This window comes from Streptomyces sp. NPDC045695 (assembly GCF_056432025.1).
This window is the reverse complement of the sequence record NZ_JBWKJU010000020.1, coordinates 82,650-103,882: the sequence shown is the minus strand read 5'-3', so window position 1 is coordinate 103,882 and position 21,233 is coordinate 82,650. Positions and strand designations below refer to the sequence as shown.

Below are 21,233 nucleotides of genomic sequence, written 5' to 3'. Positions count from 1 at the left end.
CAGCCCCTCAGTCCCATTCCAGGCCGCCGCGGCGCCACACGTAGGCGTAGGCGACGAAGACGGTGAGCACGAAGAGCAGCATCTCGACGAGCCCGAAGATCCCCAGGGAGTCGAAGGTGACGGCCCAGGGGTAGAGGAAGACAACCTCGATGTCGAAGACGATGAAGAGCATCGCCGTCAGGTAGTACTTGATGGGGAAGCGGCCTCCGCCGGCCGGCGTGGGAGTCGGCTCGATGCCGCACTCGTACGCCTCAAGCTTCGCCCGGTTGTACCGTTTTGGGCCGATCAGCGTGGCCATGACCACGGAGAAGATCGCAAACCCTGCGCCGAGGGCGCCGAGCACGAGGATGGGCGCGTACGCATTCACGCTCCTCGCTCCTTCCAGTCGTCCTTGACCGTTGGACCGCTGCCGGCGCCGAGTGCCCCGCCTCGCGAAGATCGCGCCGTGATCGCGCTGCGATCGAGCGCTTGCATGTGAGGCAGTTCACAAGCCGGACTGCTGCGCATCTTATGCCCGCTCGTCTGTGATCTGCGACACGGGTTACAACACCGAGTTTGTGATCTCCACCACCTGACGAACGATCATGAACTCCGATGAGTGGTGATCTTCATACGCGAAGCATCCACATGATCACCAAAGGTGACATCCGACCCCGTTACCGCAGGTAGAGAGCCGGACCGCTTTATCAAAGATGGCCATTACATGCAAATTGGCAAGACGGGCCGCTGTGGTGATAAAGGGATCGGCGTCGCTCGGTCGGGGGGACCGCGCGTACGGAGGTGGACGCGGGGCACGCGGGGTGGAGCGGCGGCTCCGGGCGCGTGCATCCGTTCACGAAGGGCGCGGCAAGATCGCGGCGCGGCGGCGGCAAGATCGCGACGGCAGATGGGGAGATCGTCTCGCGCCGGGGCGTTTCCCGCCGCGCACCCGGGGTCGACTAAACCGAGGATCCGAGCGAGAACTTCACGGCAAGCACTCGGCCGGTTCACAGGAAGGTCACGGCCGGCCCGCAACGTCCGCATCACGTGACGCTCCTGTGACCTGCGCCACTCTGAATGGGCGCTTCCGAAAGGGGGCTTGGCCATCTGTGCGGCGGGATGGTAGGTCAAGGATCAATTCGGACTTATTAGAGAAACCCCATGATCACAGCCCTGCGGAGCCCTGTCCGTTTCGCCCGTTACGGCGTCAATAAAGGCTGAGAAGCACCCGGTTAGCGCCCTTCGCGCGCAACTGTGGCGCAAGCCACGTTTCTTGAAGGGAACCCTGACGCCCTGATAGCGGTTGTCCTCATGTCCCACACCGCTCACATACCCAGCCACCGGAAGCCCCGCCGCAGCGCCTCGAAGCTCGCGGTCCGCGCCGGAGTTGCCGGTGGCGTCCTCAGCACCCTGGCCATGGCCGGCACCGCGAGCGCGTCCCCCGCCGAGCCCGTGGCCGAGACGACGCTCGAAATGCCGGTCCTGAACCTGGACCTGGGCGCCGAGGTCTCCTCCGCCGTCACCCAGGCCGCCGAGAACACCCGCCTCGCGGCCGTCGAGGGCGAGCTGAACGCCCAGGAGGAGAGCGCCCGTACCGGCGCCGCCGCCGAGGCGAAGCAGGCCAAGGAAGAGGCCCAGAAGAAGGCCGACGAGGAGAAGAAGGCCAAGGACGAGGCGGACCGCAAGGCCGAGGCCGAGCGCGCCACCCGCAGTTCCGAGCGCACCAAGCTCCAGAGCGCCTCCGGTTCCGACTCCGGCTCCACCGCCCAGGGCTCCGGAACCGTCACCGCCCCGGCCACCGGCTCCGCCGCCGCCATCGTCAACTTCGCCCGCGCGCAGGTCGGCAAGGCGTACGTTTCGGGCGGAACCGGTCCAAACTCCTTCGACTGCTCCGGTCTCGTCCAGGCCGCCTACCGTCAGGCCGGCATCTCCCTGCCGCGCATGTCCCAGGCGCAGTCCTCGTCGGGCACCGCGGTCTCGCTCAGCGCGCTGCAGCCCGGCGACATCCTGTACTGGGGCTCCCGCGGCAGCGCGTACCACGTCGCCATCTACGTCGGCGGCGGCAAGTTCGTCGGCGCGCAGAACTCCAGCACCGGCATCGTCGAGCGCAGCCTCAGCTACGACAAGCCGACGGGCGCCGTCCGCGTCCTCTGAGTCGTCTGAGTCGTCTGAGTCGTCCGCACGTGCCGAAGGGCCGGTACTCCCCCGCTCGGGGGTGGAGTACCGGCCCTTCGGCGTGCCCGCACGACTGCCCGTCCGCCTGACCGTCCGCCTGACCACCTAGTGGGCGGCCCATACCGGACCGGCCGCGGCCCTGCGAAGATGGGGGCCGTGGCTCGATGTGATCGTTCGACCCTGGAGGTGGTGGTTCCGTGACGCCGATGCCGAAGTCGTACGAGTACCACGGCACCGACGACCCCACCGCGGCCCCGGCCGCGCTCGGGCTCACCCTGCTCGCCATCGGCGGCTGGCTGCTGACCACCGCCCGCCCCTGGCAGAAACCGGGGCACCCGCTCACGCTGGGCCTCGGCTGGACCGCCTCGGGCGCGCTGCTGCTGTGCGGCCTGGTCCTGCTGGGCCACTGCGTGCGCACCGTGCACGGCGACAGCGGCCCGGACACGGACACCGCCGCCCACGCCGACGGCTGAAGCACGCGGCGCCCGGCCGCGGCCGAAACTGGCCGAACGCCACGAGCCGGGCCGCTCGCCTACCCGACGAGCAGCCCGGCCTTGCGCGCTCAGGCCCGGGGGGCCACCTTCGACAGGCCGTTGATGATGCGGTCCATCGCGTCGCCGCCCGTCGGGTCGGTCAGGTTGGCCAGCATCTTCAGCGTGAACCTCATCAGCACCGGGTGCGTCAGGCCGCGCTGCGTGGCGACCTTCATGACCTTCGGGTTGCCGATCAGCTTCACGAAGGCGCGGCCCAGCGTGTAGTAGCCGCCGTAGGTCTCCTTGAGGACCTTCGGGTAGTTGTGCAGGGCCAGCTCGCGCTGCGCCGGGGTGGCCCGGGCGTGCGCCTGCACGATGACGTCGGCCGCGATCTGGCCCGACTCCATGGCGTACGCGATGCCCTCGCCGTTGAACGGGTTGACGAGACCGCCCGCGTCACCGACCAGCAACAGGCCCTTGGTGTAGTGCGGCTGCCGGTTGAAGGCCATCGGCAGCGCCGCGCCACGGATCGGCTGCGTCATGTTCTCGGGGGTGTAGCCCCAGTCCTCCGGCATGGACGCGCACCAGGCCTTGAGGACCTCGCGCCAGTCCAGCTCCTTGAAGGCGGAGGAGGAGTTGAGGATGCCGAGGCCGACGTTGGACGTGCCGTCGCCCATGCCGAAGATCCAGCCGTAGCCGGGCAGCAGCCGGTCCTGCGCCCCGCGCCGGTCCCACAGCTCCAGCCAGGACTCCAGGTAGTCGTCGTCGTGGCGGGGCGAGGTGAAGTACGTGCGCACGGCCACGCCCATCGGGCGGTCCTCGCGGCGGTGCAGGCCCATCGCCAGGGAGAGGCGCGAGGAGTTGCCGTCGGCGGCCACGACGAGGGGGGCGTGGAAGGTGACCGGGGTCTTCTCCTCGCCCAGCTTCGCCTGCACGCCCGTGATGTGGCCGGTGCGCGGGTCGCGTACGGGCTCGCCGACGTTGCAGCGCTCGTAGAGGCGGGCGCCGGCCTTCTGCGCCTGGCGGGCCAGGGTCTCGTCGAAGTCGTCGCGCTTGCGGACCAGTCCGTAGTCCGGGAAGGAGGCGAGTTCCGGCCAGTCCAGCTGGAGCCGCTGCCCGCCGCCGATGATGCGCAGGCCCTTGTTCCGCAGCCAGCCGGCCTCTTCGGAGATGTCGATGCCCATCGCGACCAGCTGCTTGGTGGCACGCGGGGTCAGGCCGTCGCCGCACACCTTCTCGCGCGGGAACGCCGTCTTCTCCAGCAGCAGGACGTCCAATCCGGCCTTGGCGAGGTAGTAGGCGGTGGTCGAGCCGGCGGGCCCGGCCCCGACGACGATCACGTCCGCGGTGTGTTCGGAGAGGAGCTCGGTCACTGCGGGGTCTCCCGAAGGCTCGATAAAGGGTGCCCAACGGCACCGGACATGTGCAGTCTATGCAGCGAGAGAGATCGCGAACCGAAGGGCTGCCCCTGTGACCACCTCGCCGACCCGGCCGCTCCCGGCCGTACAGCTCCGCGTGCCCACTGACGAGGACGCGCACGCCTGGCACCACCTCTTCGCCGACCCCGACGTCATGGAGTTCCTCGGCGGTCCCGCCGAGCTGTCCGCGTACGAGGAGATCACCGCGCGCCAGCGCATGCACGACGCACAACTCGGCTACTGCCTGTGGACCCTGCTGGACGCGGACGGCGCGGTCATCGGATTCACCGGCGCGCAGCCGTGGCCGCGGGAGAAGGAGTGGGGGCCGGTCGGGGAGATCGAGATCGGCTGGCGGCTGGGGCGCTCCGCGTGGGGCCAGGGCTACGCGTACGCCGCCGCGCTGGCCACGCTGGAACGGGTGCGGGAGGCCGGGGTCCCGCACGTGGTGGCGATGATCAACGACGCCAACGCCCGCTCGATCGCGGTGGCGGAGCGCCTGGGCATGACCTTGACCGACCGCTTCCTCCTGCCGGGCGGCGCCGCCTACGGCAGGCGGTACGAACTCACGCTCGGGGAGGGCTGAGGGCGGCGGCGGGGAGGTACGGGTTCACGCGTGCGGGGTACCCGCCCCCTTGGCCCCTACCCGCGCGCGGCGGGGGTGGGGTCGGGGCGGTTTCCGCTGGGCGGCGCGAGGGCGTGCGGGGTGGCTTCGGGGGGCGGGGGCCACGCGGGCGGGAGCAGAGACGCGTATGGGGGTTTCCCGTCAGTCTCATCGTCTCTCCGTGTCGGGCCGGTCCCTCAAGGGCGCTCCCTTCGGTCGCGTCGCTGCGCGATGGCCTTCGGCCACCCTTGACCGACCGTCCCGCCCCGGACATACGAAGACTGCCGAGAAACCCCCAAAGGAACGGGCCGGGGGTTCCGGGGTAGGGACGGGGAGAGTCGCGATGCGCGGCCTGGGCGCTGGCGGCACGGTCCGCGAGGCGGGCCGATCGCCATCGGATCCCGGGTCGGGGCGGACGCGTCAGATCGCTACGCGCTTCTCATCTCTCAGCGTCTGCCGGCCGCCTGGGGCTGGACATAGGCCGCCCGCAACTGTCAGAAGTCCTCGAAGACGGCGTCTGACCGCCGTCTGGGGAAGTCCAGGCGCCAGAACGCGCCTATACCGAGCTGTATCCGGGTCAGCGGGGGTGGGCGACCGGAAAGCCCTTCGGTTTGCCCCAATTGGGGCGGTCTGTCCACTGGTTTGTGGGAGTGGGGTCGCTCTGATGGGAGTACAGCTCGGCTGAGGCGAGGAATCACCGCCCAATGCCCACAAACGACCGGCAGTCGCCGTCGACGGGGAGCGTGTAGCGATCTGTGGCGGCCTATTCCCAGCCCCAGACGGCCGACGGACGCTGAGAGATGAGAAGCGCGTAGCGATCTGACGCGTCACCCCCGACCCCGGCTCTGGTCGGTGTGGGCCCGCTCCTGGAGATCCGGCCGCCAGCGCCCAGGTCGGTGGTCTCACGCTCCCCGTCCCTGAAATGGAACGCCCGGCCCGTTCCTTTGGGGGTTTCCCGGCAGTCTTCGTATGTCCGGGGCGGGACGGTCGGTCAAGGGTGGCCGAAGGCCATCGCGCAGCGACGCGACCGAAGGGAGCGCCCTTGAGGGACCGGCCCGACACGGAGAGACGATGAGACTGACGGGAAACCCCCATACGCATCCCTGATGCCGCCCGCGGGGCTCCCGCCCACCCGAAGCCACCCCGCACGCCCCACCGAAGCCACCCCCGCCCTACCCGAACCCCGCCAGCCCTCTCAGGCGCCCCGGAGAGGCTCGTCACCTCCGAAGGCGCCGCTATCGATGACCGTCGGCCCCGCCGGCCGCTTCGATGTTGTCGACCGCAGTGGTGAACTCGCGGCCGGACGCGCTGCGGATGTAGGCCAGTTCCATCCAGTGCTCGTGAGTGACGGAGTCCGAGGCGTTTTCGTTGATCACGGCCATCAGCTCTCCCTCGGCGCCGGAAGCGACGTCGCGGACACGACGCCGAAGGAGGCGGTGCGGCACATATGCGTACTGCTCACTCATTGACCGCCCCCTCGAAGGTGCTGACGAAGCGCTCCCAGCCGATCAGTGCCCGGCCGAGCAGATCCTCAGTGGGTCCGGCAACTGCGGCCACCCGCCCGGAGGGGGCGTCTTCAGTGGCGGCGTCGACCTCGGAGCTCGCGGTAGCGCGGGGAATCGGAGGCATGCAGATACTCCTCACTCACGAGACCGCCCTTTGAGCGACCTCTCTAGAGATATCTCCACTGCAGCTGATCAGGCCCCGTCTGTCAATACATCTCTAGAGACCCGGGCGGATCACTGGCGTGCATGGCCCAACTCCGTAAGTGCAGTGACCGATCTTCGGCCCTAGGGTGTCTAGAGAAGCGAAGGAGTGATCGTTCGATGACCAGTCAGGGCAGCACCCGCCAGCCGAAATACCAGCGGATCGCTGATGCGCTGAGGGCGGCCATCCAGTCGGGTGAATACGGTCCGGGCGACCGTTTGCCGGGCGAGAACGACCTCATGGCGGCGCATAGCGTCGCGCGGATGACCGCGCGTCAGGCCCTCGGCGTGCTGCAGAACGAAGGCCTCGTGGAGGCGCGCAAGGGTGCCGGCGTGTTCGTCCGGGCGTTCAAGCCCCTGCGGCGGCGCGGCATTCAGAGGCTGGCGCAGGAGCGGTGGGGCTCGGGTCGCTCCGTCTGGTCCGCCGACACCGAGGACCGCGAGCTCCTCGTCGATCAGATCGAGGTGCGCGAGGAAGAGGCGGGTGGCCGCATCGCAGACGCCCTCGGCCTTCCGGCAGGGTCCCGGGTCTGGGTGCGCAGTCGCCGCTTCGTGCTGGACGGCAAGCCGGTCCTCTTCGCGACGTCGTACCTGCCGTCGGACGTCGTCGACGACTCCGCCGTCACCCAGGCCGACACCGGCCCCGGTGGGACGTACGCGAGGCTCGCCGAGCTGGGGCACGAGCCCGTTCACTTCCGTGAGGAGATCCGGTGCCGGATGCCTTCAGCCGATGAAGCCGAGCGGCTCTCGCTCTCCATGGGCACACCGGTCATTCAGATCGTCCGCACCGCGTTCGCCGAGGGTGGGCGGGCCGTCGAGGTCAATGAGATGACCCTGGACTCCGCTTCCTACGTGCTGGAGTACGACTTCGACGCCTCGCCTGCGCGGCCGGCCACCCCGTAGCGGGAGGCGGCGTCAGGGACGGGGCGCGGCTCGGTCGGATTCGCTGCGCAGGACGCAGAATTCGTTGCCTTCCGGGTCGGCGAGGACCGCCCAGCCGGAGCCGTCGGGATTGCGGTGGTCGGCGACGAGGGTGGCGCCTAGGGCGAGGAGCCGTTCCACCTCCTGGTCGCGCGAGGTCTCGGGGCGCAGGCAGAGGTGGATCCGGTTCTTGGTCCTCTTGGGCTCGGGCACCTGGTTGAAGTACAGCACCGGGCCGTCCGCCAGGAGTACCTGGGTCTCCCGGTCGCCCGGCTTGTCCTCCGGATGCAGGGGACGGTCGGTGACTCGGCTCCAGAACCGGGCCAGCTCGTAGGCGTCCGTACAGTCAATCGCCACGTTCTGCAGTACTGAGGTCATGCGTGTCTGTCTCCGTCCTCGCTTCCGGGTGCGCGTCTAGAACACCGACAGGCCCGTCAGGGTCGTGAAGCGGTCCAGGGCCGCCACGCCCGCCACCGAGTTGCCCTGGGCGTCCAGGCCCGGGCTCCACACCGCCAGGACGCACTGGCCCGGGACGACGGCGATGATGCCGCCGCCGACTCCGCTCTTGCCGGGCAGGCCGACGCGGTAGGCGAACTCGCCCGCCGCGTCGTACGTCCCGCACGTCAGCATCACCGCGTTGATCTGCTTGGCCTCGCTGCGGGTCAGGAGCCGGGACCCGTCCGCGCGCAGACCGTGGCGGGCCAGGAAGAGGCCGGCGCGGGCCAGGTCGGCGCAGCTCATCTCGATCGAGCACTGCCAGAAGTAGTGGTCGAGGAGGGTGGGCACCGGGTTGTCGATGTTGCCGTACGAGGCCATGAAGTGGGCGACGGCCGCGTTGCGGTCGCCGTGCTCCTGCTCGGAGGCGGCGACCTCGGCGTCGAAGCCGATGTCCGGGTTGCGGCTCTCGGCCCGCAGGAACTCCAGCAGTTCGCTGCTCGCGTCGCCCGTCAGGGTCTGGAGCCGGTCCGTGACCACGAGGGCGCCCGCGTTGATGAACGGATTGCGCGGAATGCCGTTCTCGTACTCCAGCTGTACGAGCGAGTTGAAGGGGTTGCCGGACGGCTCCCGGCCGACCCGCTCCCACAGGCTGTCGCCGCCCTCGGCCAGCGCCAGGGCGAGCGCGAAGACCTTGGTGATGGACTGGGTGGAGAAGGGCACCTGCCAGTCCCCCACCCCCCAGACGTTGCCGTCGAGGTCGGCGATGGCCATGCCGAACCGCCGCGGGTCCACGGAGGCCAGCGCCGGGATGTACTCGGCAGGGGTGCCGCTGCCCACCAGCGGGGCGAGGTCGGCCGCGATCTGCTTCAGCAGGGGCCCGTAGTCCACGGGTGCAACGTCGGGCACGGGTGTCAGACCTTGGTGCCCCGGTGCAGCGCGACGATGCCGCCGCTGAGGTTGCGCCAGGCGACCTTGGACCAGCCGGCCTTCCGCAGCAGGCCGGCGAGCTCGGGCTGGTCGGGCCACGCGCGGATGGACTCGGCCAGGTACACGTACGCCTCCGGGTTGGAGGAGACGGCGCGGGCCACCGGCGGCAGGGCGCGCATCAGGTACTCCGTGTACACCGTGCGGAACGGCGCCCAGGTGGGCTGCGAGAACTCGCAGATGACGACCTGGCCGCCGGGCTTGGTCACCCGGTACAGCTCGCGCAGGGCGGCGTCGGTGTCCTGGACGTTGCGCAGCCCGAAGCTGATCGTGACGGTGTCGAAGGCGTCGTCCTTGAAGGGCAGCCGGGTCGCGTCGCCCGCCGTCAGCGGCAGCCAGGGGTTGCGCTTCTTGCCCTCGCGGAGCATGCCGAGGGAGAAGTCGCAGGGGACGACGTACGCGCCCGTGGCGGCGAAGGGCAGCGAGGACGTCGCGGTGCCGGCGGCCAGGTCGAGGACGTGCTGTCCGGGGCGCGCGCCGACCGCCTTGGCGACCTCCTTGCGCCACAGCCGGGCCTGGCCGAGGGAGAGGACGTCGTTGGTGAGGTCGTAGTTCGCCGCGACCCGGTCGAACATGGAGGCGACTTCGTGCGGCTGCTTGTCCAGGGATGCCCTTGTCACTGGCGTTCGCCCCTCGGTGTGCGATGCGGATCGGCGGGTGGGTACGGTCCCATCCTCTCAGGCTGCGTCGCCCCCGGCGGCGGGGGCTCCACCGCTGCCGCAGAACTGGTCCGAAGGACAGTTACGCCGCCGCCCCGCGGCCGCGTTGACTGGCAGCGTGCGGCCCGGTGAGGGTCACCCGCCGGATCAGGGCCCGAAGCGTGGCAGGTCCGGCAGCGGCCGCCGCGAACAAGGGGCTTCACGATGCCGGCAGGCCAATCCACCGGTCGCTCCAGCCGTAGCGGACCGCGCGCCCGGCGCCGGGCGCAGCGGCGCAAGCGGCTGCGGCGCACCGTCCTGATCGGCTCGGTGGCGCTGGTCGCGCTCTCGGGGACCGCGTACGCGCTGCTGCCCGAGGACGGCGCCGGCCCGCGCGCCGGGAGCCGGCCGGCGGTCCGGCCCGAGCAGCGGGAGGAGGCGCAGGGGTCGGACGGCGCCGGGAAGCCGGCGGCGCAGGGCGGCACGAAGGCTCCCGCCCCGGTGAAGTCCTCCGCCTCGCCCGGCAAGCAGCCCCCGGCCTCGCCCGCGCCGACCACCGGCGCACCCGCGGCCCCCGGCGGGCCGGGCGCCTTCACGGCTTCCACCGCCTCCGGCCCGGCTCAGGGCAAGGGGACCGCGCTGCGCTGGCGGATCGAGGTCGAGGAGGGCAGCGGCGTCGACCCGGAGGCCGCCGCCCGCTCGGTGGAGGCGATCTTGGGGGATCCGCGCGGCTGGACCAGGGATCCGGCGTACGGGTTCCAGCTGGTCGGGGCCGGCCAGCCGGTGGACTTCACCGTCAAGATCGCGACGCCGTCCACCACGGACCGCCTGTGCGAGGTGGTCACGCCCGAGCTCATCGGTGAGACCAACTGCCGCGCCGGGCACACCGTCGTCGTCAACCTGAAGCGGTGGCAGGAGGGTTCGCCGCAGTTCAGCGGCTCGGTGGAGGAGTACCGGGCGCTGATCGTCAACCATGAGGTCGGGCACGAGATCGGCCGCGAGCACGAGACCTGCCCGGGCCCCGGCCAGCCCGCGCCCGCGATGATGCAGCAGATCAAGGGCCTGCTCGGCTGCAAGTCCAATGCCTGGCCGTACGACGAGAACGGAACTTATCTGTCCGGTCCGCTCGTCCCCTAGGGGGGAGAGCCGGCCGCGGAGGGTCGCCGGCCGGGGGGAGTGGAAACCGTGCGCGTCGTCAGCTTCAGCGTTCCCGCGTGGTTCCCGTCGTACGAGGAGCCCGCCCGGGAGCCGGCCGCAGCGCAGCAGCTGATCACGACCGGGGTGCAGTTGACCGAGCAGGAGTCGGCCGTGTTCCTGTGCCTGGCCACCGGCGCCTCCAACAAGGAGCTCGCCGTCGAGCTCCAGCTGTCGGTCAGCACGGTCAAGTTCCACGTCGTGAACATACGGGCCAAGCTCGGCGGGATCAGCCGCCTGCAGGCCTGCCTGCTCGCCGCCCTCGCCCGCGAGGAGGACGCGCGCCTCAGCGGCGGCGGTGGAGCAGCCTGCCCCCGATGACCGTGGCCACGCACGTGGTCGCGCCCCGCTCCAGCAGCTGCGCCTCGTCCGCCACCGCGAACACCGCGAAGCGGGCCGCCGCGCCCGGCTCCAGGATCCCGTGGAAGGCCTCCCGGGCCGCGTCCCGCCCGGCGAACGGATCCAGGGCGGGCAGCCCCTCGTACGGCGCCGGGGGCAGGACCGTCAGCCCCGAGCGGACCACCGCCGTGCGCACCGCCGGGCTCGTGAAGCGGCCGCACACCGCCACCACGCCGCGGGCGAGCAGCCGCTGGGTGCCCCGCCGGGCGCTGTTGCCCCGCCGCGGCTCGGTCAGCTTCAGCGCCTCCAGCGCGTCCGCGCCGCGGATCGGGTCGGCGCCGAGCTCGGTGACCTCGTACGGGTCGTCCGGGTAGTACGTCCGCTCCAGCAGCTCGTCCGCCCCGCGCACCAGCAGCCCCGGGGTGAGCAGCCCGGGCCAGCGTCGGACGCGGGCGTGCGGATGGACCGCGCACAGGTCCCCGTACGGTCCCACGCGGGTGATCCGGTCGCCCTCGACGAGGACCGCGCCGCCGGGGAGCGGCGCGGATCCGGGCCCGGTGACGAGGAGTTCGGCGGTGTGAAGCGTCAGCATCGGTTCGTCAGCATCGGTTCATCGGCATCGGTTCATCGGCATCGGTTCGGACGCGTCAGTTCGAGGAGATGAGCTTCAGCTCGGGGTGCGCGGTGCCGCCCTCGATGGCGGTGGAGGAGATGTGCGAGACGACGCGGTCGTCGACCGGGTCGTTCGCCGGGTCGTCGTGGACGAGCAGGTGCTCGTACGTCGTCGCGCGCTGCGCGGGCGTGCGGCCCGCCTTGCGGATCAGGTCGATGATCTCCTGGCGGTTGGAGCGGTGCTTGGCACCGGCCGAGGAGACGACGTTCTCCTCCAGCATGATCGAGCCGAGGTCGTCCGCGCCGTAGTGCAGCGAGAGCTGGCCCGCCTCCTTGCCGACGGTCAGCCAGGAGCCCTGGATGTGGGCGATGTTGTCGAGGAACAGGCGCGCGATCGCGATCATGCGCAGGTACTCGAAGATCGTCGCCTGGGTGCGGCCCTTGAGGTGGTTGTTCTCGGGCTGGTAGGTGTACGGGATGAAGGCGCGGAAGCCGCCCGTACGGTCCTGCGTGTCGCGGATCATCGCGATGTGCTCGATGCGCTCGGCGTTGGTCTCGCCGGTTCCCATCAGCATGGTGGAGGTGGACTCCACGCCCAGCTCGTGGGCGATCTCCATGATCTCCAGCCAGCGCTCGCCGGACTCCTTGAGCGGGGCGATCGCCTTGCGCGGCCGCTCCGGCAGCAGTTCGGCGCCGGCGCCCGCGAAGGAGTCGAGGCCGGCGGCGTGGATGCGCTGGATGGCCTCGCGCGCCGAGACGCCCGAGATGCGGGCCATGTGGTCGACCTCGGACGCGCCGAGGGAGTGGATGACCAGCTGCGGGAAGGCCTTCTTGATGGCGGAGAAGTGGTGCTCGTAGTACTCGACGCCGTAGTCCGGGTGGTGCCCGCCCTGGAACATGATCTGCGTGCCGCCGAGCTCGACGGTCTCCGCGCAGCGGCGCAGGATGTCGTCGAGGTCGCGGGACCAGCCCTTCTTCGTGTCCTTGGGGGCCGCGTAGAAGGCGCAGAACTTGCACGCCGTGACGCACACGTTGGTGTAGTTGATGTTCCGCTCGATGATGTACGTCGCGATGTGCTCGGTACCGGCGTAGCGGCGGCGGCGCACCGCGTCGGCCGCCTGGCCGAGCGCGTGCAGCGGCGCGTGGCGGTAGAGGTCGAGCGCCTCTTCCTTGGTGATCCGGCCCCCCGCGGCGGCGCGGTCGAGGACAGACTGGAGAACGGCCTGGTCGGTCACCGGTGAGTCACCTTTCGGCGGTGTGTCTGTGTCAAGGTCCGGACCGATCCAGCCTACGCCAGGGGGTCCGGCGCGCTTTCAGGGGCTACGGGTGAGATCGCCCTCGGGGTTCCCGGCCGGGCTGTCGCCCGACTTGTAGTGGAGGGTCCCGTTGGCGTTGAGGGTGAAGCGCTCGTCGGCGGAGCCGTTGGAGCAGACCCCCGGGGCCGGGTTGGGGCCGCCGGCGGTGTCCAGGACGAGCGAGCGGTCGGTGGCGGAGGCGAGCTTCCAGTCGCCGCTGCAGTCGGTGCCCAGCACGGCCAGGACCGACTTGTCCCTGGCGACGACCTCGCCGACCTTGCCGCCCTTGATGGTGATCTCGAACTCGCTGGCGAGGCCGAGGCGGGCGGTGGTGACCGTGCCCTTCCAGGTGCCGATGAGCTCCTTGGGGACGTCCGTGCGGGTTCCCCGGGGCGGCTGGCCGTCGCCCTGGCCGGACGGGGTCGCGCCCGGCGCCTGGGAGGCGGGGCTGGAGGCGGCGGGCCCCGGGCCGGAATCGGCCAGGTCCCGCCCCTTGTCGCCCTGGCCGGGCAGCAGGCCGAACCCGTACAGCCCGCCGGACAGCGCCGCGAGGACGGCGGCCGCGGCGAGCACGAGGGTGCAGCTGAAGCGGCGGCCGGCCGCGCGCAGGCTCATCTGCCGCCCGTCGGGCGCGGTCCGCGGCTGCGGGACCCCGCCCGCGCCGCCGCCCGGGGCGGTCTCGGGGGGAGTGCCGTACGGGCCGGCCTGCAGACCGACCGGGCCGACCGGGCCGACCGGGCCGTACGGGCCGTACGGGCCGCCCGCCGCCCGGTCCGCGGGTGCCGGACCTCCCGCCCCGCCCCCGTACGAGGGGTCCGGTGCGCCGAAGCCGGCCACCGCCTGGCCTCCGTAGGACGGGGTCGTGAAGGGGACCGGGCCCGAGGGGGCGTCGGAAGCGACCGCGCCGAACCGGGCGGCCGGTTCCGGGCCACCGGAGGCGTCGGCGTCCAGGTCCAGCAGGGCGACCGCGGCGCGGCTGGCCTCCTCGACCAGGGGGGCCGGCAGCCAGCCCGGGGCGCCCAGGGCCGCGCCGAGCGCCGCCGCGACCGCCTGCGGGGCCGGCCGGTCGGCGGCCGCCTTGGCCAGGCAGGCCGCGATCAGCTCGCGCAGCTCACCGGCCGGGAGCGCGCCGAGCTCGGGCGGCTCGTGGACCACCTTGTAGAGGAGGGTGGCCGAGTTGTCCCCGGTGAACGGCGGCCGTCCGGTCGCCGCGAAGGCCAGGACGGCGCCGAGCGAGAACACGTCGGCGGCCCCGGTGACCCCCTTGCCGAGGATCTGCTCGGGCGACATGTAGCCGGGCGAGCCGACCGAGACGCCCGTGGACGTCAGGGAGGCGGTGCCGTCCGTGGCCCGGGCGATCCCGAAGTCGATGAGCCGCGGCCCGTCGAGGGTGAGCATCACGTTCGACGGCTTCACGTCCCGGTGTACGAGTCCCAGCCCGTGCACGGCCACCAGGGCGCGGGCCAGCCCCGCGCCGACGGCCCGTACCGAGGTCTCGGGGAGCGGCCCGTGCGCGGCCAGCGCCCGGTCCAGGGAGGGGCCCGCCACGTATCCGGTGGCCACCCAGGGCACGGGGGCCTCGGGGTCCGCGTCCAGGACGGGCGCGGTCCACTCGCCGCCCACCCGCCGGGCTGCCTCGACCTCGCGGCGGAACCGGGCGCGGAACTCCTCGTCGGTGGCGAAGTGCGGGTGCACGATCTTGACGGCGACGGTCCGGCCGCCCGCACTGCGCCCCAGGTAGACCCGGCCCATCCCACCCGCGCCGAGCCGGCCGAGCAGCCGGTACGCGCCGATGGTCCGCGGTTCGCCGGCTTCGAGCGGCTGCATCGCGTCCCCCAATTCCCCGTGATCGCGGGCGCCTTGTGCCGCCCGGCCATGCAGCACCCTAGGGGGTGTCTGGTGGGTCGGGCCCGGGGGAAGGGGCTGTCACCCCTTTTGCATTTCCCGGCCGCCGCCCGGAATGCGAAAGGGGCGTGAATTCGCGCGTAACCCCGCATCACCCGGCCCCGCCCTTTGACCTGCCGCCGGGTAATCCCGGTCAGCGCTCCTGAACCACCGTGCTCAGGAGCTCTACGGCGACATCGGCGGGATAGCCCGTCGTCGGGCCGGTACGGCGGGCGAATTCCCGTACGCCGGCCAGTTGCTCGGGGCCGAAGCGGAAGTCGAGCGTGGTGAAGTACCGTTCCAGCAGCTCCGCGTCGAACGCCTCCCAGCGGGCCGCCTGCTCGGCCACCTTGGTGACCTCCTCCAGGGAGACGTCCCGGGAGGCGAGGAAGGCCTCGTGGACCTTCTGCACGACGACGGGCTCGCGGGCGAGGTAGTCCTTGCGGGCGGCCCAGACGGCGAAGACGAACGGCAGTCCGGTCCACTCCTTCCACATGTGTCCCAGGTCGTGCACGGTCAGCCCGAGCCGGGGTGCGTCGTGGAGCGAGGCACGCAGCGCGGCGTCACCGATCAGTACGGCCGCGTCCGCCTCCTGCATCATCACCCCGAGGTCGGGGGGGCAGGTGTAGTAGTCGGGCCGGACCCCGTACTGCTCGGAAAGCAGCAGCTGAGCGAGGCGTACGGACGTTCGGGAGGTCGAGCCGAGGGCGACGCGGGCTCCGTCGAGCTGGTCCAGCGGCACCTGCGAAACGATCACGCAGGACATCACGGGGCCGTCGCAGCCGACCGCGAGATCGGGGAAGGCCACGAGCTGGTCGGAGTTCCTGAGGAACTCCACGAGGGTGATCGGGGCGATGTCCAGCTCACCGTCGACGAGGCGCTGGCTCAGCTTCTCCGGGGTGTCCTTGGTCAGCTCCAGGTCCAGCAGCGTGCCGGTTCGGGCGAGCCCCCAGTAGAGGGGCAGGCAGTTCAGGAACTGGATGTGGCCGACGCGGGGCCGGCTGCGGTAGACGTCCACATCGCGAGACTAGTCCCCGTGTGTCCGTCAGCCTTCGGGCGGGTCTCAAACGTCCGGGTGACGTGATCTTTCCCTCTGGTCTCGGCCGCAGGGTGCGTGCTAGGCTCGTCGCAAGTTGCAGTTTGGTTTCCCTTGCAGTACGAGGCCTGCGGAGAATGTGACCCGCAGGCTTTTGTAGTTTTCAGACTTCTTAGCAGGTTCTGGAGCAGGGCGACCCTTTGGCCCATAGGAGGGCTCATGGCTACCGGAACCGTGAAGTGGTTCAACGCTGAAAAGGGCTTCGGCTTCATCGCCCAGGACGGCGGCGGCCCGGATGTCTTCGTCCACTACTCCGCGATCAACGCCTCTGGCTTCCGCTCCCTCGAGGAGAACCAGATGGTGAACTTCGACGTCACGCAGGGTCCGAAGGGCCCGCAGGCGGAGAACGTCACCCCGGCCTAGTCGCCTGGGCCAACTCTCATCGCGGGTTGGAAAGCAGTACCCAAGGAGCCCTGCTCCTCTCTGCGCGAGCAGCGAGGAGCAGGGCTCCTGCCTTTGCCCTCCGGGGGAGGTGGCGGGGTATACGCGCAAGCCGCCCCGGCACCGTTGCAACGTGCCGGGGCGGCTTGCGTACACGAGTGGCCCTGCGGGCCCGGGGCAGCCGGAGCCTGGGCCTAGTTCGGGGCGGCCGGTGCTGTGATCGTGATCGACAGGATCAGGGTCACTCCCTGCGGGGTGGCCAGGCGCAGCTGGTAGGTGCCCGGGGCGAGGCCGGCGTCCGTGAAGAGCTCCGGCAGGACGATCCGGCCGTCGGCGCCGGTCTTGGCCAGCGGGACGGTGTAGACCTTCTTGCCGGTCTCGTCCTTGAAGTACGGCCCCTTCGCGGTCGCCGGGTCGGCCGGCACCCACGTGCCGTCCTTCTCCTCGCCCAGCCCGGCCACTACGCCGGCGACCGCGGCCGCCTTGCCCTTGGCCGTGGCGAAGACCTCGACGCCCTTGATGCTCGTACCGGCGACCGCTTCCAGCGGCTTCGAGCCGTCCGGGCGGGACAGCAGGTCGGCGACCGGAGCCGTGACGCGTCCCTCGAAGTTCACCGTGAGCCTGCTCGTGGTGTCGTAGGCCGAGGCGCGCAGCGTGAAGGTACCCGGGGTGGCGCCCGCCTTCAGGCCGGGCGCGGCCGCGATGCCGTCGGCGTCCGCCTTGACCGACACGGACTTCTCCGAGCCGAAGAGGGTGCCCGTGGCGTCCTCCTCCACCGTGAAGATCACGTCCCGGCCGGCGGCGGGCTTGCCGTCGCTGAGGACCAGCTTGACCCGCGGGACCACGGTGAAGGCCGTTCCGGCCTCGGCCGTGAGGCCGGGCCCGTCGAGCACCGTCAGGTCCTGGAGGTGCGGAGCGGGCTTCTCCGGGGTCGGGGTCGGGGTCGGGGTGGGGGTCGGGGTCGGCGTGGGGGTCGGCGTCGGGGTCGGCTTCGGCTTGGGAGCCGGGCTCGGCGTGTACGGCGTCTGCGGCGGGGTGGGCCGGGTGCCCGGCTGCGCCGGCGGGTAGTTGCCCGCGGGCGGGTTCGGGACCTCGGCCGCGCCGCCGTTCTGGTACTGGCGCATGAAGCCGAGCACGGTGTTCACGTACTCGCGCGAGTTGTTGTAGCTCAGGATCGCCGCGTCCAGCTTGCCCTGGTTCGACAGGTCCCGGTCGCCCGCGCACAGGTAGAGGCCCGCGCCCAGCGCCGCGTCGTAGATGTTGTTCGGGTCGCGCTTGGCGTCGCCGTTGCCGTCGGCGCCCCACGTCGCCCACGTGGAGGGGATGAACTGCATCGGGCCGACGGCCCGGTCGTACACCGCGTCCGCGTCCCACTCGCCCTTGTCGGTGTCGCGGACCTCGGCGAAGCCGTTGCCGTCGAGGCGGGGGCCGCGGATCGGCTTCTCGGTGTAGCCGTCGGCCTTGAGCCCGTAGCCGGAGGCGTGGACGGACTCGACGCGGCCGATGCCCGCGAGCAGCTGCCAGGGCAGCTTGCAGCCGGGCAGCGCGGCCGCCACCGCCACCTCGGCGCGGTGGTAGGCGTCGAGGGCGGTCGCGGGTATCCCGCTCGCACCCTCCGGCGCGCCCGTCCCCGCCGGGGGCGGGTCGGCGACGATGTCGGGCAGGTCCAGCCGGGCGTCACCGCGGTCGGCGGCCTGCGGACTGTCCGGAGTGGGCTCGGACTCTCCCGCGTCGGCGGTCGACGGACTGGTCACGACCGCGGCGGTGGTCAGGCTGGCCGCGAGTGCGGCCGTGCACAGGACCTTGCGCGAGGTGTTGACGAGGTGACGGTGAAGCGGCTTCACAGTGCGGCGATCCCCCCAGGAGCCGTCAAAGGCGTACGGCCGGACTGACCGTGAATATCCACTGTCTATCAGGTCTTCGCAGGGGACTCGCCGTCCACCCGGCAGATGTGACGCACCATTCGTCTCAGCTTCACCCGCATCTCGTGACAGAACGAACAGCGCGCCCAACTCCCTGCCCGGATTACCCCGGTGGCCGCCGGTTTGGACGGCCCCCCTGGCACCAAGGAGCCCCGGCCGCCGCTCTTCGCGGTGACCGGGGCTCCGGGCGGTGCGGTACGGCGGCCCTAGCCCTGGGTGAAGTAGCCGAGCAGGTCGGTGATCACGTGGTTGCTGCCGCCCCAGCTGTTGAAGATGCTGACCTTGCCCTCACCGGCAGGGGTGATGACGTGGTTGGGGATGGTCGCCCCGGGCAGGGTGTTGAGGCTGCTCGCGTCGGTGCGGGCGGTCCCGTACCCGTGGACGGTGAGGAAGCCGGCGCCGGTGGTCTCGGTCGCGGTGACGTTCAGGGCCGCGCCGATGGCGTGGGCGGGCAGACCGGTGACGGTCGTGGTGGCGCCCGGGGCGAGCTTGCCGGTGGTGCGGGTGTCGGCGAGGCGGTTGGGGACGACCGGGGTGAAGAGGGCCTTGCCGTCCTTGCCGTAGTAGCCGACCGCGTCCAGGATCAGGTGCGTCGAACCGGAGTTGTTGTACAGGGTGATGGTGCCGTCCGGGCCGACCGGGACGATGGCCTGGTTGGACTTGTCCTTGCCCGGCTCCGGGTTCAGGTTCGAGGTGGTGGGCCGCTTCGCCGGGTCCGGGTAGGCGATCACGTGCGTGTTGGCCGTGGTCCCGGTGCTCGTCAGGTTCAGCGCGACGGCGGCGGCGTCGGCGGGAACGCCGTTGACACCGGCGACCTTGACGGTGCGGGTCTGCCCGCCGCCCAGCGCGCCGCCCGCGGTGCGGGTGTCGGTGACGCGGGTCGGGGTGATCGGGCTGAACCGCTGCCCGATGTTGGGCTGGTAGTAGCCGACGAAGTCGACGACGAGGTGGGCGCGTCCGGCGTTCAGCTGGGCCAGCACCTTGCCGTAGGCGGCGACGGGAACGGTGACCGTGTTGGAGGCGGTGCCGCCCGCCTTGACGTTGACGTTCGAGGTGGCCGGACGCGTCTGGCCCGCGGGCCAGACGTTCAGGTGGGTCTCCTGGGTGGCCTCGGTGACCGTCACGTTCAGGACGGCCGCGGCCATGCTGCCGGACAGGGCGTGGCCCTGCGCGAAGCCCGCGGGCAGGGTGACGGGGGTCGCGCTGCCGCCCTGAAGCGGGGTGCCGGTGGTGCGGGTGTCCAGCACGCGGAACGGCTCGGTGGCCACGTACCCGGAGGCGGTGTAGTCGACCCGTACGGTCTTGCTGACCGTCGACTGCGCACCCTTGGAGTCCTGCAGGGAGACCGTCACCTTGTAGTCGCCGGGCTGGCTGTAGGTGTGGGAGTAGGCGCGGTCCATGTGGTCGCTGTGATCGTAGGTACCGTCACCGAAGTCGACTGCCACGCGCTGCACCGGCCACGTCGCCGCGGTGGCGGGCCGGGGGTCGATCGCGACGGTCAGCGGGGCGATGAACTCCATCGGGTTGTCCGTGGTCGGCAGCACCGGCGTGGCCGTGAAGCCCGCCGTCAGGGGGCCGACCGCGGTCACCTTGGCCGTCTTCTCCGAGGAGAACTCCTGCCCGACTCCGTTGACCGTGGTCACCTTGACCATGCATTCGCACGGCGAGCCGTAGACGTGCTCGGCGGTCAGCTTCTGGGTGACGACCGGGGCCGTACCGTCGCCGAAGTCGTAGCGGTAGGTGCGCCCCGTGAACCAGGTGCTGTCCGGGGAGGCTATCGCCTTCACCGTGGTGCCGACCGGCGCCCAGTCCTGCTCAAGCACCAGCCGCACGCCCCGGAGGTCGTCCTGGGTCTCCATGTGACCGCGGTCGATGTACCCGCCGTTCTTGCCGGTGTTGGGCACGCGCGGGTCGTCCGCGATGGGCTGGTTGCCGTAGTCGGTGGGCAGCACGCCGGGAGCCGTCGGGTCCCCGGAGTCGATCGCGGCCGCGCCGGCCACCTCCTCCCCGTCCTGCTGCTGGAGCGTCGGGACCAGGAGGTCGTGCGCGCCCTGGCCCGTGGCGGCGAGGAAGGCCGCCTGGGTCGCGTAGGCGGTGCCGGCCCACTTGTAGGCCGTCCGGTCGCCCTCGGAGCGGCCGGCGTACAGGTTGTAGTCGACGCGAGTGCCCGCCGTCGCGCTCGGCGCCACCGCGATGCCGTGCCGCGGATCAGGCGTCGGGCACGCGGTCGCGGCCCGGGCGGAGATCACGTTGTTGAACACGCCGGAACCGGACGACGCGCCGTCGAGCGAGACGGCCGCCTCGCAATCGAGGTAGATCGTGTTGTTCGTGACGATCGTGCCGGGTGCGTCGTACGCGGCGACCGCGCCTTCGATGTAGCCGTGGAGCACATTGCGGCTCAGCACGGTGCCCCGCGCCCCGCCCTCGATCTGGACGGTGGTGGTCACCCGGCTCCGGGTGAGGCGCACGTCCGTGCTGCCGCCGTCGATCGCGACGGCGATGTACGGACCGGTGGAGTACATCCGGTCCAACTCGATGTCGGCGGACCCGGTGACCTTGACGCCGGCGTGGGTGCGCAGCCCGCGGACCACCACGTGGGAGGCGCCGGTGACGGTCAGGGCCTTGTCCGTCCCCAGCTCCGCCTGCTCGGTGTGATCCGACCCGTCGGAGACGAAGGCGATCGGCTTGCCGGGCTCCCCGGAACGATTGAGGGTGACGGCCTCGTTGTACACGGACGGCTTGATCCGCACGGTCTGCCCCGGCTGTACGACCTTGGCCGCGGCCGAGATCGTGCAGAAGGGCGCGGCCTGCGAGCCGGCGCCGCTGTCCGTGCAGTTGGAACCTTGGGTGCGGTTGACGTACAGGCTGGTCGGCGCATCGGCGGCCGCGGCGGCCGGAACACCGAGGAGGGCGACGAGACCTGCGGTGAGCAGGACCGTCGCACGAGTGGGACGCAACAGGGGGTTTCCTTCAACCAGAAGTGACGGGCAGCCACGACGGGAGCGGCGCCGCACGACTGGTAGACGTCCTGTTCCCCCAGCGACAGTCGGGCGCCCGCGACCCGCGGCGACTTGGATCATCATCCACCGGAAACCGGCCACGGCGGACAGGGAGGTCGATGTGATCCACATCACTGCGACACGGCCCAGAAGCACCGATGACTTTCGGGGAGCCCGG

General features: G+C 71.2%; 20 protein-coding genes. 7 read left to right on the top strand and 13 right to left on the bottom strand.

Annotation, left to right across the window (positions count from 1 at the left end):
• Positions 1-7: 7 nt before the first annotated feature.
• Positions 8-367, bottom strand: coding sequence for an NADH-quinone oxidoreductase subunit A (locus tag AC07DU_RS27570; protein WP_030028256.1), 360 nt, complete (start codon positions 365-367; stop codon positions 8-10).
• A 923-nt stretch (positions 368-1,290) separates the two neighbouring features.
• Here AC07DU_RS27570 and AC07DU_RS27565 point away from each other — a divergent pair.
• Both AC07DU_RS27565 and AC07DU_RS27560 read left to right on the top strand, forming a co-directional pair.
• The gene (locus AC07DU_RS27565) at positions 1,291-2,133 is read left to right on the top strand and encodes a C40 family peptidase (RefSeq protein WP_479026174.1); all 843 of its coding nucleotides are present in this window, start codon (positions 1,291-1,293) and stop codon (positions 2,131-2,133) included.
• A gap of 218 nt (positions 2,134-2,351) precedes the next feature.
• On the top strand, positions 2,352-2,627 hold the full coding sequence (locus AC07DU_RS27560) for a hypothetical protein (protein ID WP_479114256.1): 276 nt from the start codon (positions 2,352-2,354) through the stop codon (positions 2,625-2,627).
• Positions 2,628-2,716: 89 nt separating this feature from the next.
• On the opposite strand, the gene AC07DU_RS27555 is transcribed toward AC07DU_RS27560, so the two are convergent.
• Positions 2,717-4,000, bottom strand: coding sequence for a geranylgeranyl reductase family protein (locus AC07DU_RS27555; RefSeq protein WP_360890759.1), 1,284 nt, complete (start codon positions 3,998-4,000; stop codon positions 2,717-2,719).
• A 97-nt stretch (positions 4,001-4,097) separates the two neighbouring features.
• On the opposite strand from AC07DU_RS27555, the gene AC07DU_RS27550 reads away from it, so the two are divergent.
• Positions 4,098-4,628 (top strand): GNAT family N-acetyltransferase, encoded by a 531-nt coding sequence (locus AC07DU_RS27550; RefSeq protein WP_360890756.1) that lies wholly within the window; start codon positions 4,098-4,100, stop codon positions 4,626-4,628.
• Positions 4,629-5,881: 1,253 nt separating this feature from the next.
• Here the strand turns inward: AC07DU_RS27550 and AC07DU_RS27545 are convergent.
• A complete protein-coding gene (locus AC07DU_RS27545; protein ID WP_479114254.1) occupies positions 5,882-6,112 on the bottom strand; it encodes a hypothetical protein in 231 nt (76 codons plus the stop codon).
• Complete coding sequence (locus AC07DU_RS27540; RefSeq protein ID WP_479026166.1) at positions 6,105-6,275, bottom strand: hypothetical protein; 171 nt, start codon at positions 6,273-6,275, stop codon at positions 6,105-6,107. Before AC07DU_RS27540 ends, AC07DU_RS27545 begins: the two co-directional genes overlap by 8 nt.
• 197 nt (positions 6,276-6,472) lie before the next feature.
• Between AC07DU_RS27540 and AC07DU_RS27535 the strand changes: the two genes are divergently transcribed.
• Complete coding sequence (locus AC07DU_RS27535; protein ID WP_479114252.1) at positions 6,473-7,255, top strand: GntR family transcriptional regulator; 783 nt, start codon at positions 6,473-6,475, stop codon at positions 7,253-7,255.
• Positions 7,256-7,267: 12 nt separating this feature from the next.
• On the opposite strand, the gene AC07DU_RS27530 is transcribed toward AC07DU_RS27535, so the two are convergent.
• Genes AC07DU_RS27530 through AC07DU_RS27520 form a run of 3 tightly spaced genes read right to left on the bottom strand, consistent with a single transcriptional unit; the run spans position 7,268 to position 9,315 of the window.
• Entirely contained in the window at positions 7,268-7,651 is a 384-nt protein-coding gene (locus tag AC07DU_RS27530) for a VOC family protein (protein ID WP_360890744.1), read from the bottom strand.
• A gap of 36 nt (positions 7,652-7,687) precedes the next feature.
• Complete coding sequence (locus AC07DU_RS27525) at positions 7,688-8,599, bottom strand: glutaminase (protein WP_360891175.1); 912 nt, start codon at positions 8,597-8,599, stop codon at positions 7,688-7,690.
• A gap of 23 nt (positions 8,600-8,622) precedes the next feature.
• Complete coding sequence (locus AC07DU_RS27520; RefSeq protein ID WP_360890741.1) at positions 8,623-9,315, bottom strand: demethylmenaquinone methyltransferase; 693 nt, start codon at positions 9,313-9,315, stop codon at positions 8,623-8,625.
• Positions 9,316-9,558: 243 nt separating this feature from the next.
• Here AC07DU_RS27520 and AC07DU_RS27515 point away from each other — a divergent pair, with 243 nt between their 5' ends.
• Positions 9,559-10,470, top strand: coding sequence for a DUF3152 domain-containing protein (locus tag AC07DU_RS27515; protein WP_479114250.1), 912 nt, complete (start codon positions 9,559-9,561; stop codon positions 10,468-10,470).
• A gap of 48 nt (positions 10,471-10,518) precedes the next feature.
• On the top strand, positions 10,519-10,848 hold the full coding sequence (locus AC07DU_RS27510) for a response regulator transcription factor (RefSeq protein WP_360890735.1): 330 nt from the start codon (positions 10,519-10,521) through the stop codon (positions 10,846-10,848).
• On the opposite strand, the gene AC07DU_RS27505 is transcribed toward AC07DU_RS27510, so the two are convergent.
• From AC07DU_RS27505 to AC07DU_RS27490, 4 genes are all read right to left on the bottom strand, one after another.
• Positions 10,814-11,458 (bottom strand): imidazolonepropionase-like domain-containing protein, encoded by a 645-nt coding sequence (locus AC07DU_RS27505; RefSeq protein WP_479026155.1) that lies wholly within the window; start codon positions 11,456-11,458, stop codon positions 10,814-10,816. The two genes, AC07DU_RS27510 and AC07DU_RS27505, sit on opposite strands and share 35 nt — an antisense overlap.
• A gap of 55 nt (positions 11,459-11,513) precedes the next feature.
• Entirely contained in the window at positions 11,514-12,713 is a 1,200-nt protein-coding gene (gene mqnC, locus AC07DU_RS27500; RefSeq protein ID WP_360890729.1) for a cyclic dehypoxanthinyl futalosine synthase, read from the bottom strand.
• A gap of 78 nt (positions 12,714-12,791) precedes the next feature.
• Complete coding sequence (locus AC07DU_RS27495) at positions 12,792-14,600, bottom strand: protein kinase domain-containing protein (RefSeq protein WP_479114248.1); 1,809 nt, start codon at positions 14,598-14,600, stop codon at positions 12,792-12,794.
• Between the two features lie 211 nt (positions 14,601-14,811).
• Positions 14,812-15,675: a menaquinone biosynthetic enzyme MqnA/MqnD family protein gene (locus tag AC07DU_RS27490; protein WP_360890723.1), complete on the bottom strand. Its 864-nt coding sequence runs from the start codon at positions 15,673-15,675 to the stop codon at positions 14,812-14,814.
• Between the two features lie 237 nt (positions 15,676-15,912).
• Between AC07DU_RS27490 and AC07DU_RS27485 the strand changes: the two genes are divergently transcribed.
• On the top strand, positions 15,913-16,116 hold the full coding sequence (locus AC07DU_RS27485) for a cold-shock protein (RefSeq protein WP_030162033.1): 204 nt from the start codon (positions 15,913-15,915) through the stop codon (positions 16,114-16,116).
• A gap of 212 nt (positions 16,117-16,328) precedes the next feature.
• Here AC07DU_RS27485 and AC07DU_RS27480 read toward each other — a convergent pair whose 3' ends face one another.
• Positions 16,329-17,978 (bottom strand): lytic transglycosylase domain-containing protein, encoded by a 1,650-nt coding sequence (locus tag AC07DU_RS27480; protein WP_453375025.1) that lies wholly within the window; start codon positions 17,976-17,978, stop codon positions 16,329-16,331.
• A gap of 284 nt (positions 17,979-18,262) precedes the next feature.
• Positions 18,263-21,013 carry a PKD domain-containing protein gene (locus AC07DU_RS27475; RefSeq protein WP_479114246.1) on the bottom strand — a complete coding sequence of 917 codons (2,751 nt, stop codon included), beginning with the start codon at positions 21,011-21,013 and terminating at the stop codon, positions 18,263-18,265.
• Positions 21,014-21,233: the final 220 nt, after the last annotated feature.

What these genes read in the sequence shown, in the direction of transcription:
- AC07DU_RS27565 (WP_479026174.1), top strand. Translation starts at nt 1,291, where the DNA reads ATGTCCCACACCGCTCACATACCCAGCCACCGGAAGCCCCGCCGCAGC.
- AC07DU_RS27545 (WP_479114254.1), bottom strand. Translation starts at nt 6,112, where the DNA reads ATGAGTGAGCAGTACGCATATGTGCCGCACCGCCTCCTTCGGCGTCGT.
- AC07DU_RS27540 (WP_479026166.1), bottom strand. Translation starts at nt 6,275, where the DNA reads ATGCCTCCGATTCCCCGCGCTACCGCGAGCTCCGAGGTCGACGCCGCC.
- AC07DU_RS27535 (WP_479114252.1), top strand. Translation starts at nt 6,473, where the DNA reads ATGACCAGTCAGGGCAGCACCCGCCAGCCGAAATACCAGCGGATCGCT.
- AC07DU_RS27530 (WP_360890744.1), bottom strand. Translation starts at nt 7,651, where the DNA reads ATGACCTCAGTACTGCAGAACGTGGCGATTGACTGTACGGACGCCTAC.
- AC07DU_RS27515 (WP_479114250.1), top strand. Translation starts at nt 9,559, where the DNA reads ATGCCGGCAGGCCAATCCACCGGTCGCTCCAGCCGTAGCGGACCGCGC.
- AC07DU_RS27505 (WP_479026155.1), bottom strand. Translation starts at nt 11,458, where the DNA reads ATGCTGACGCTTCACACCGCCGAACTCCTCGTCACCGGGCCCGGATCC.
- AC07DU_RS27495 (WP_479114248.1), bottom strand. Translation starts at nt 14,600, where the DNA reads ATGCAGCCGCTCGAAGCCGGCGAACCGCGGACCATCGGCGCGTACCGG.
- AC07DU_RS27485 (WP_030162033.1), top strand. Translation starts at nt 15,913, where the DNA reads ATGGCTACCGGAACCGTGAAGTGGTTCAACGCTGAAAAGGGCTTCGGC.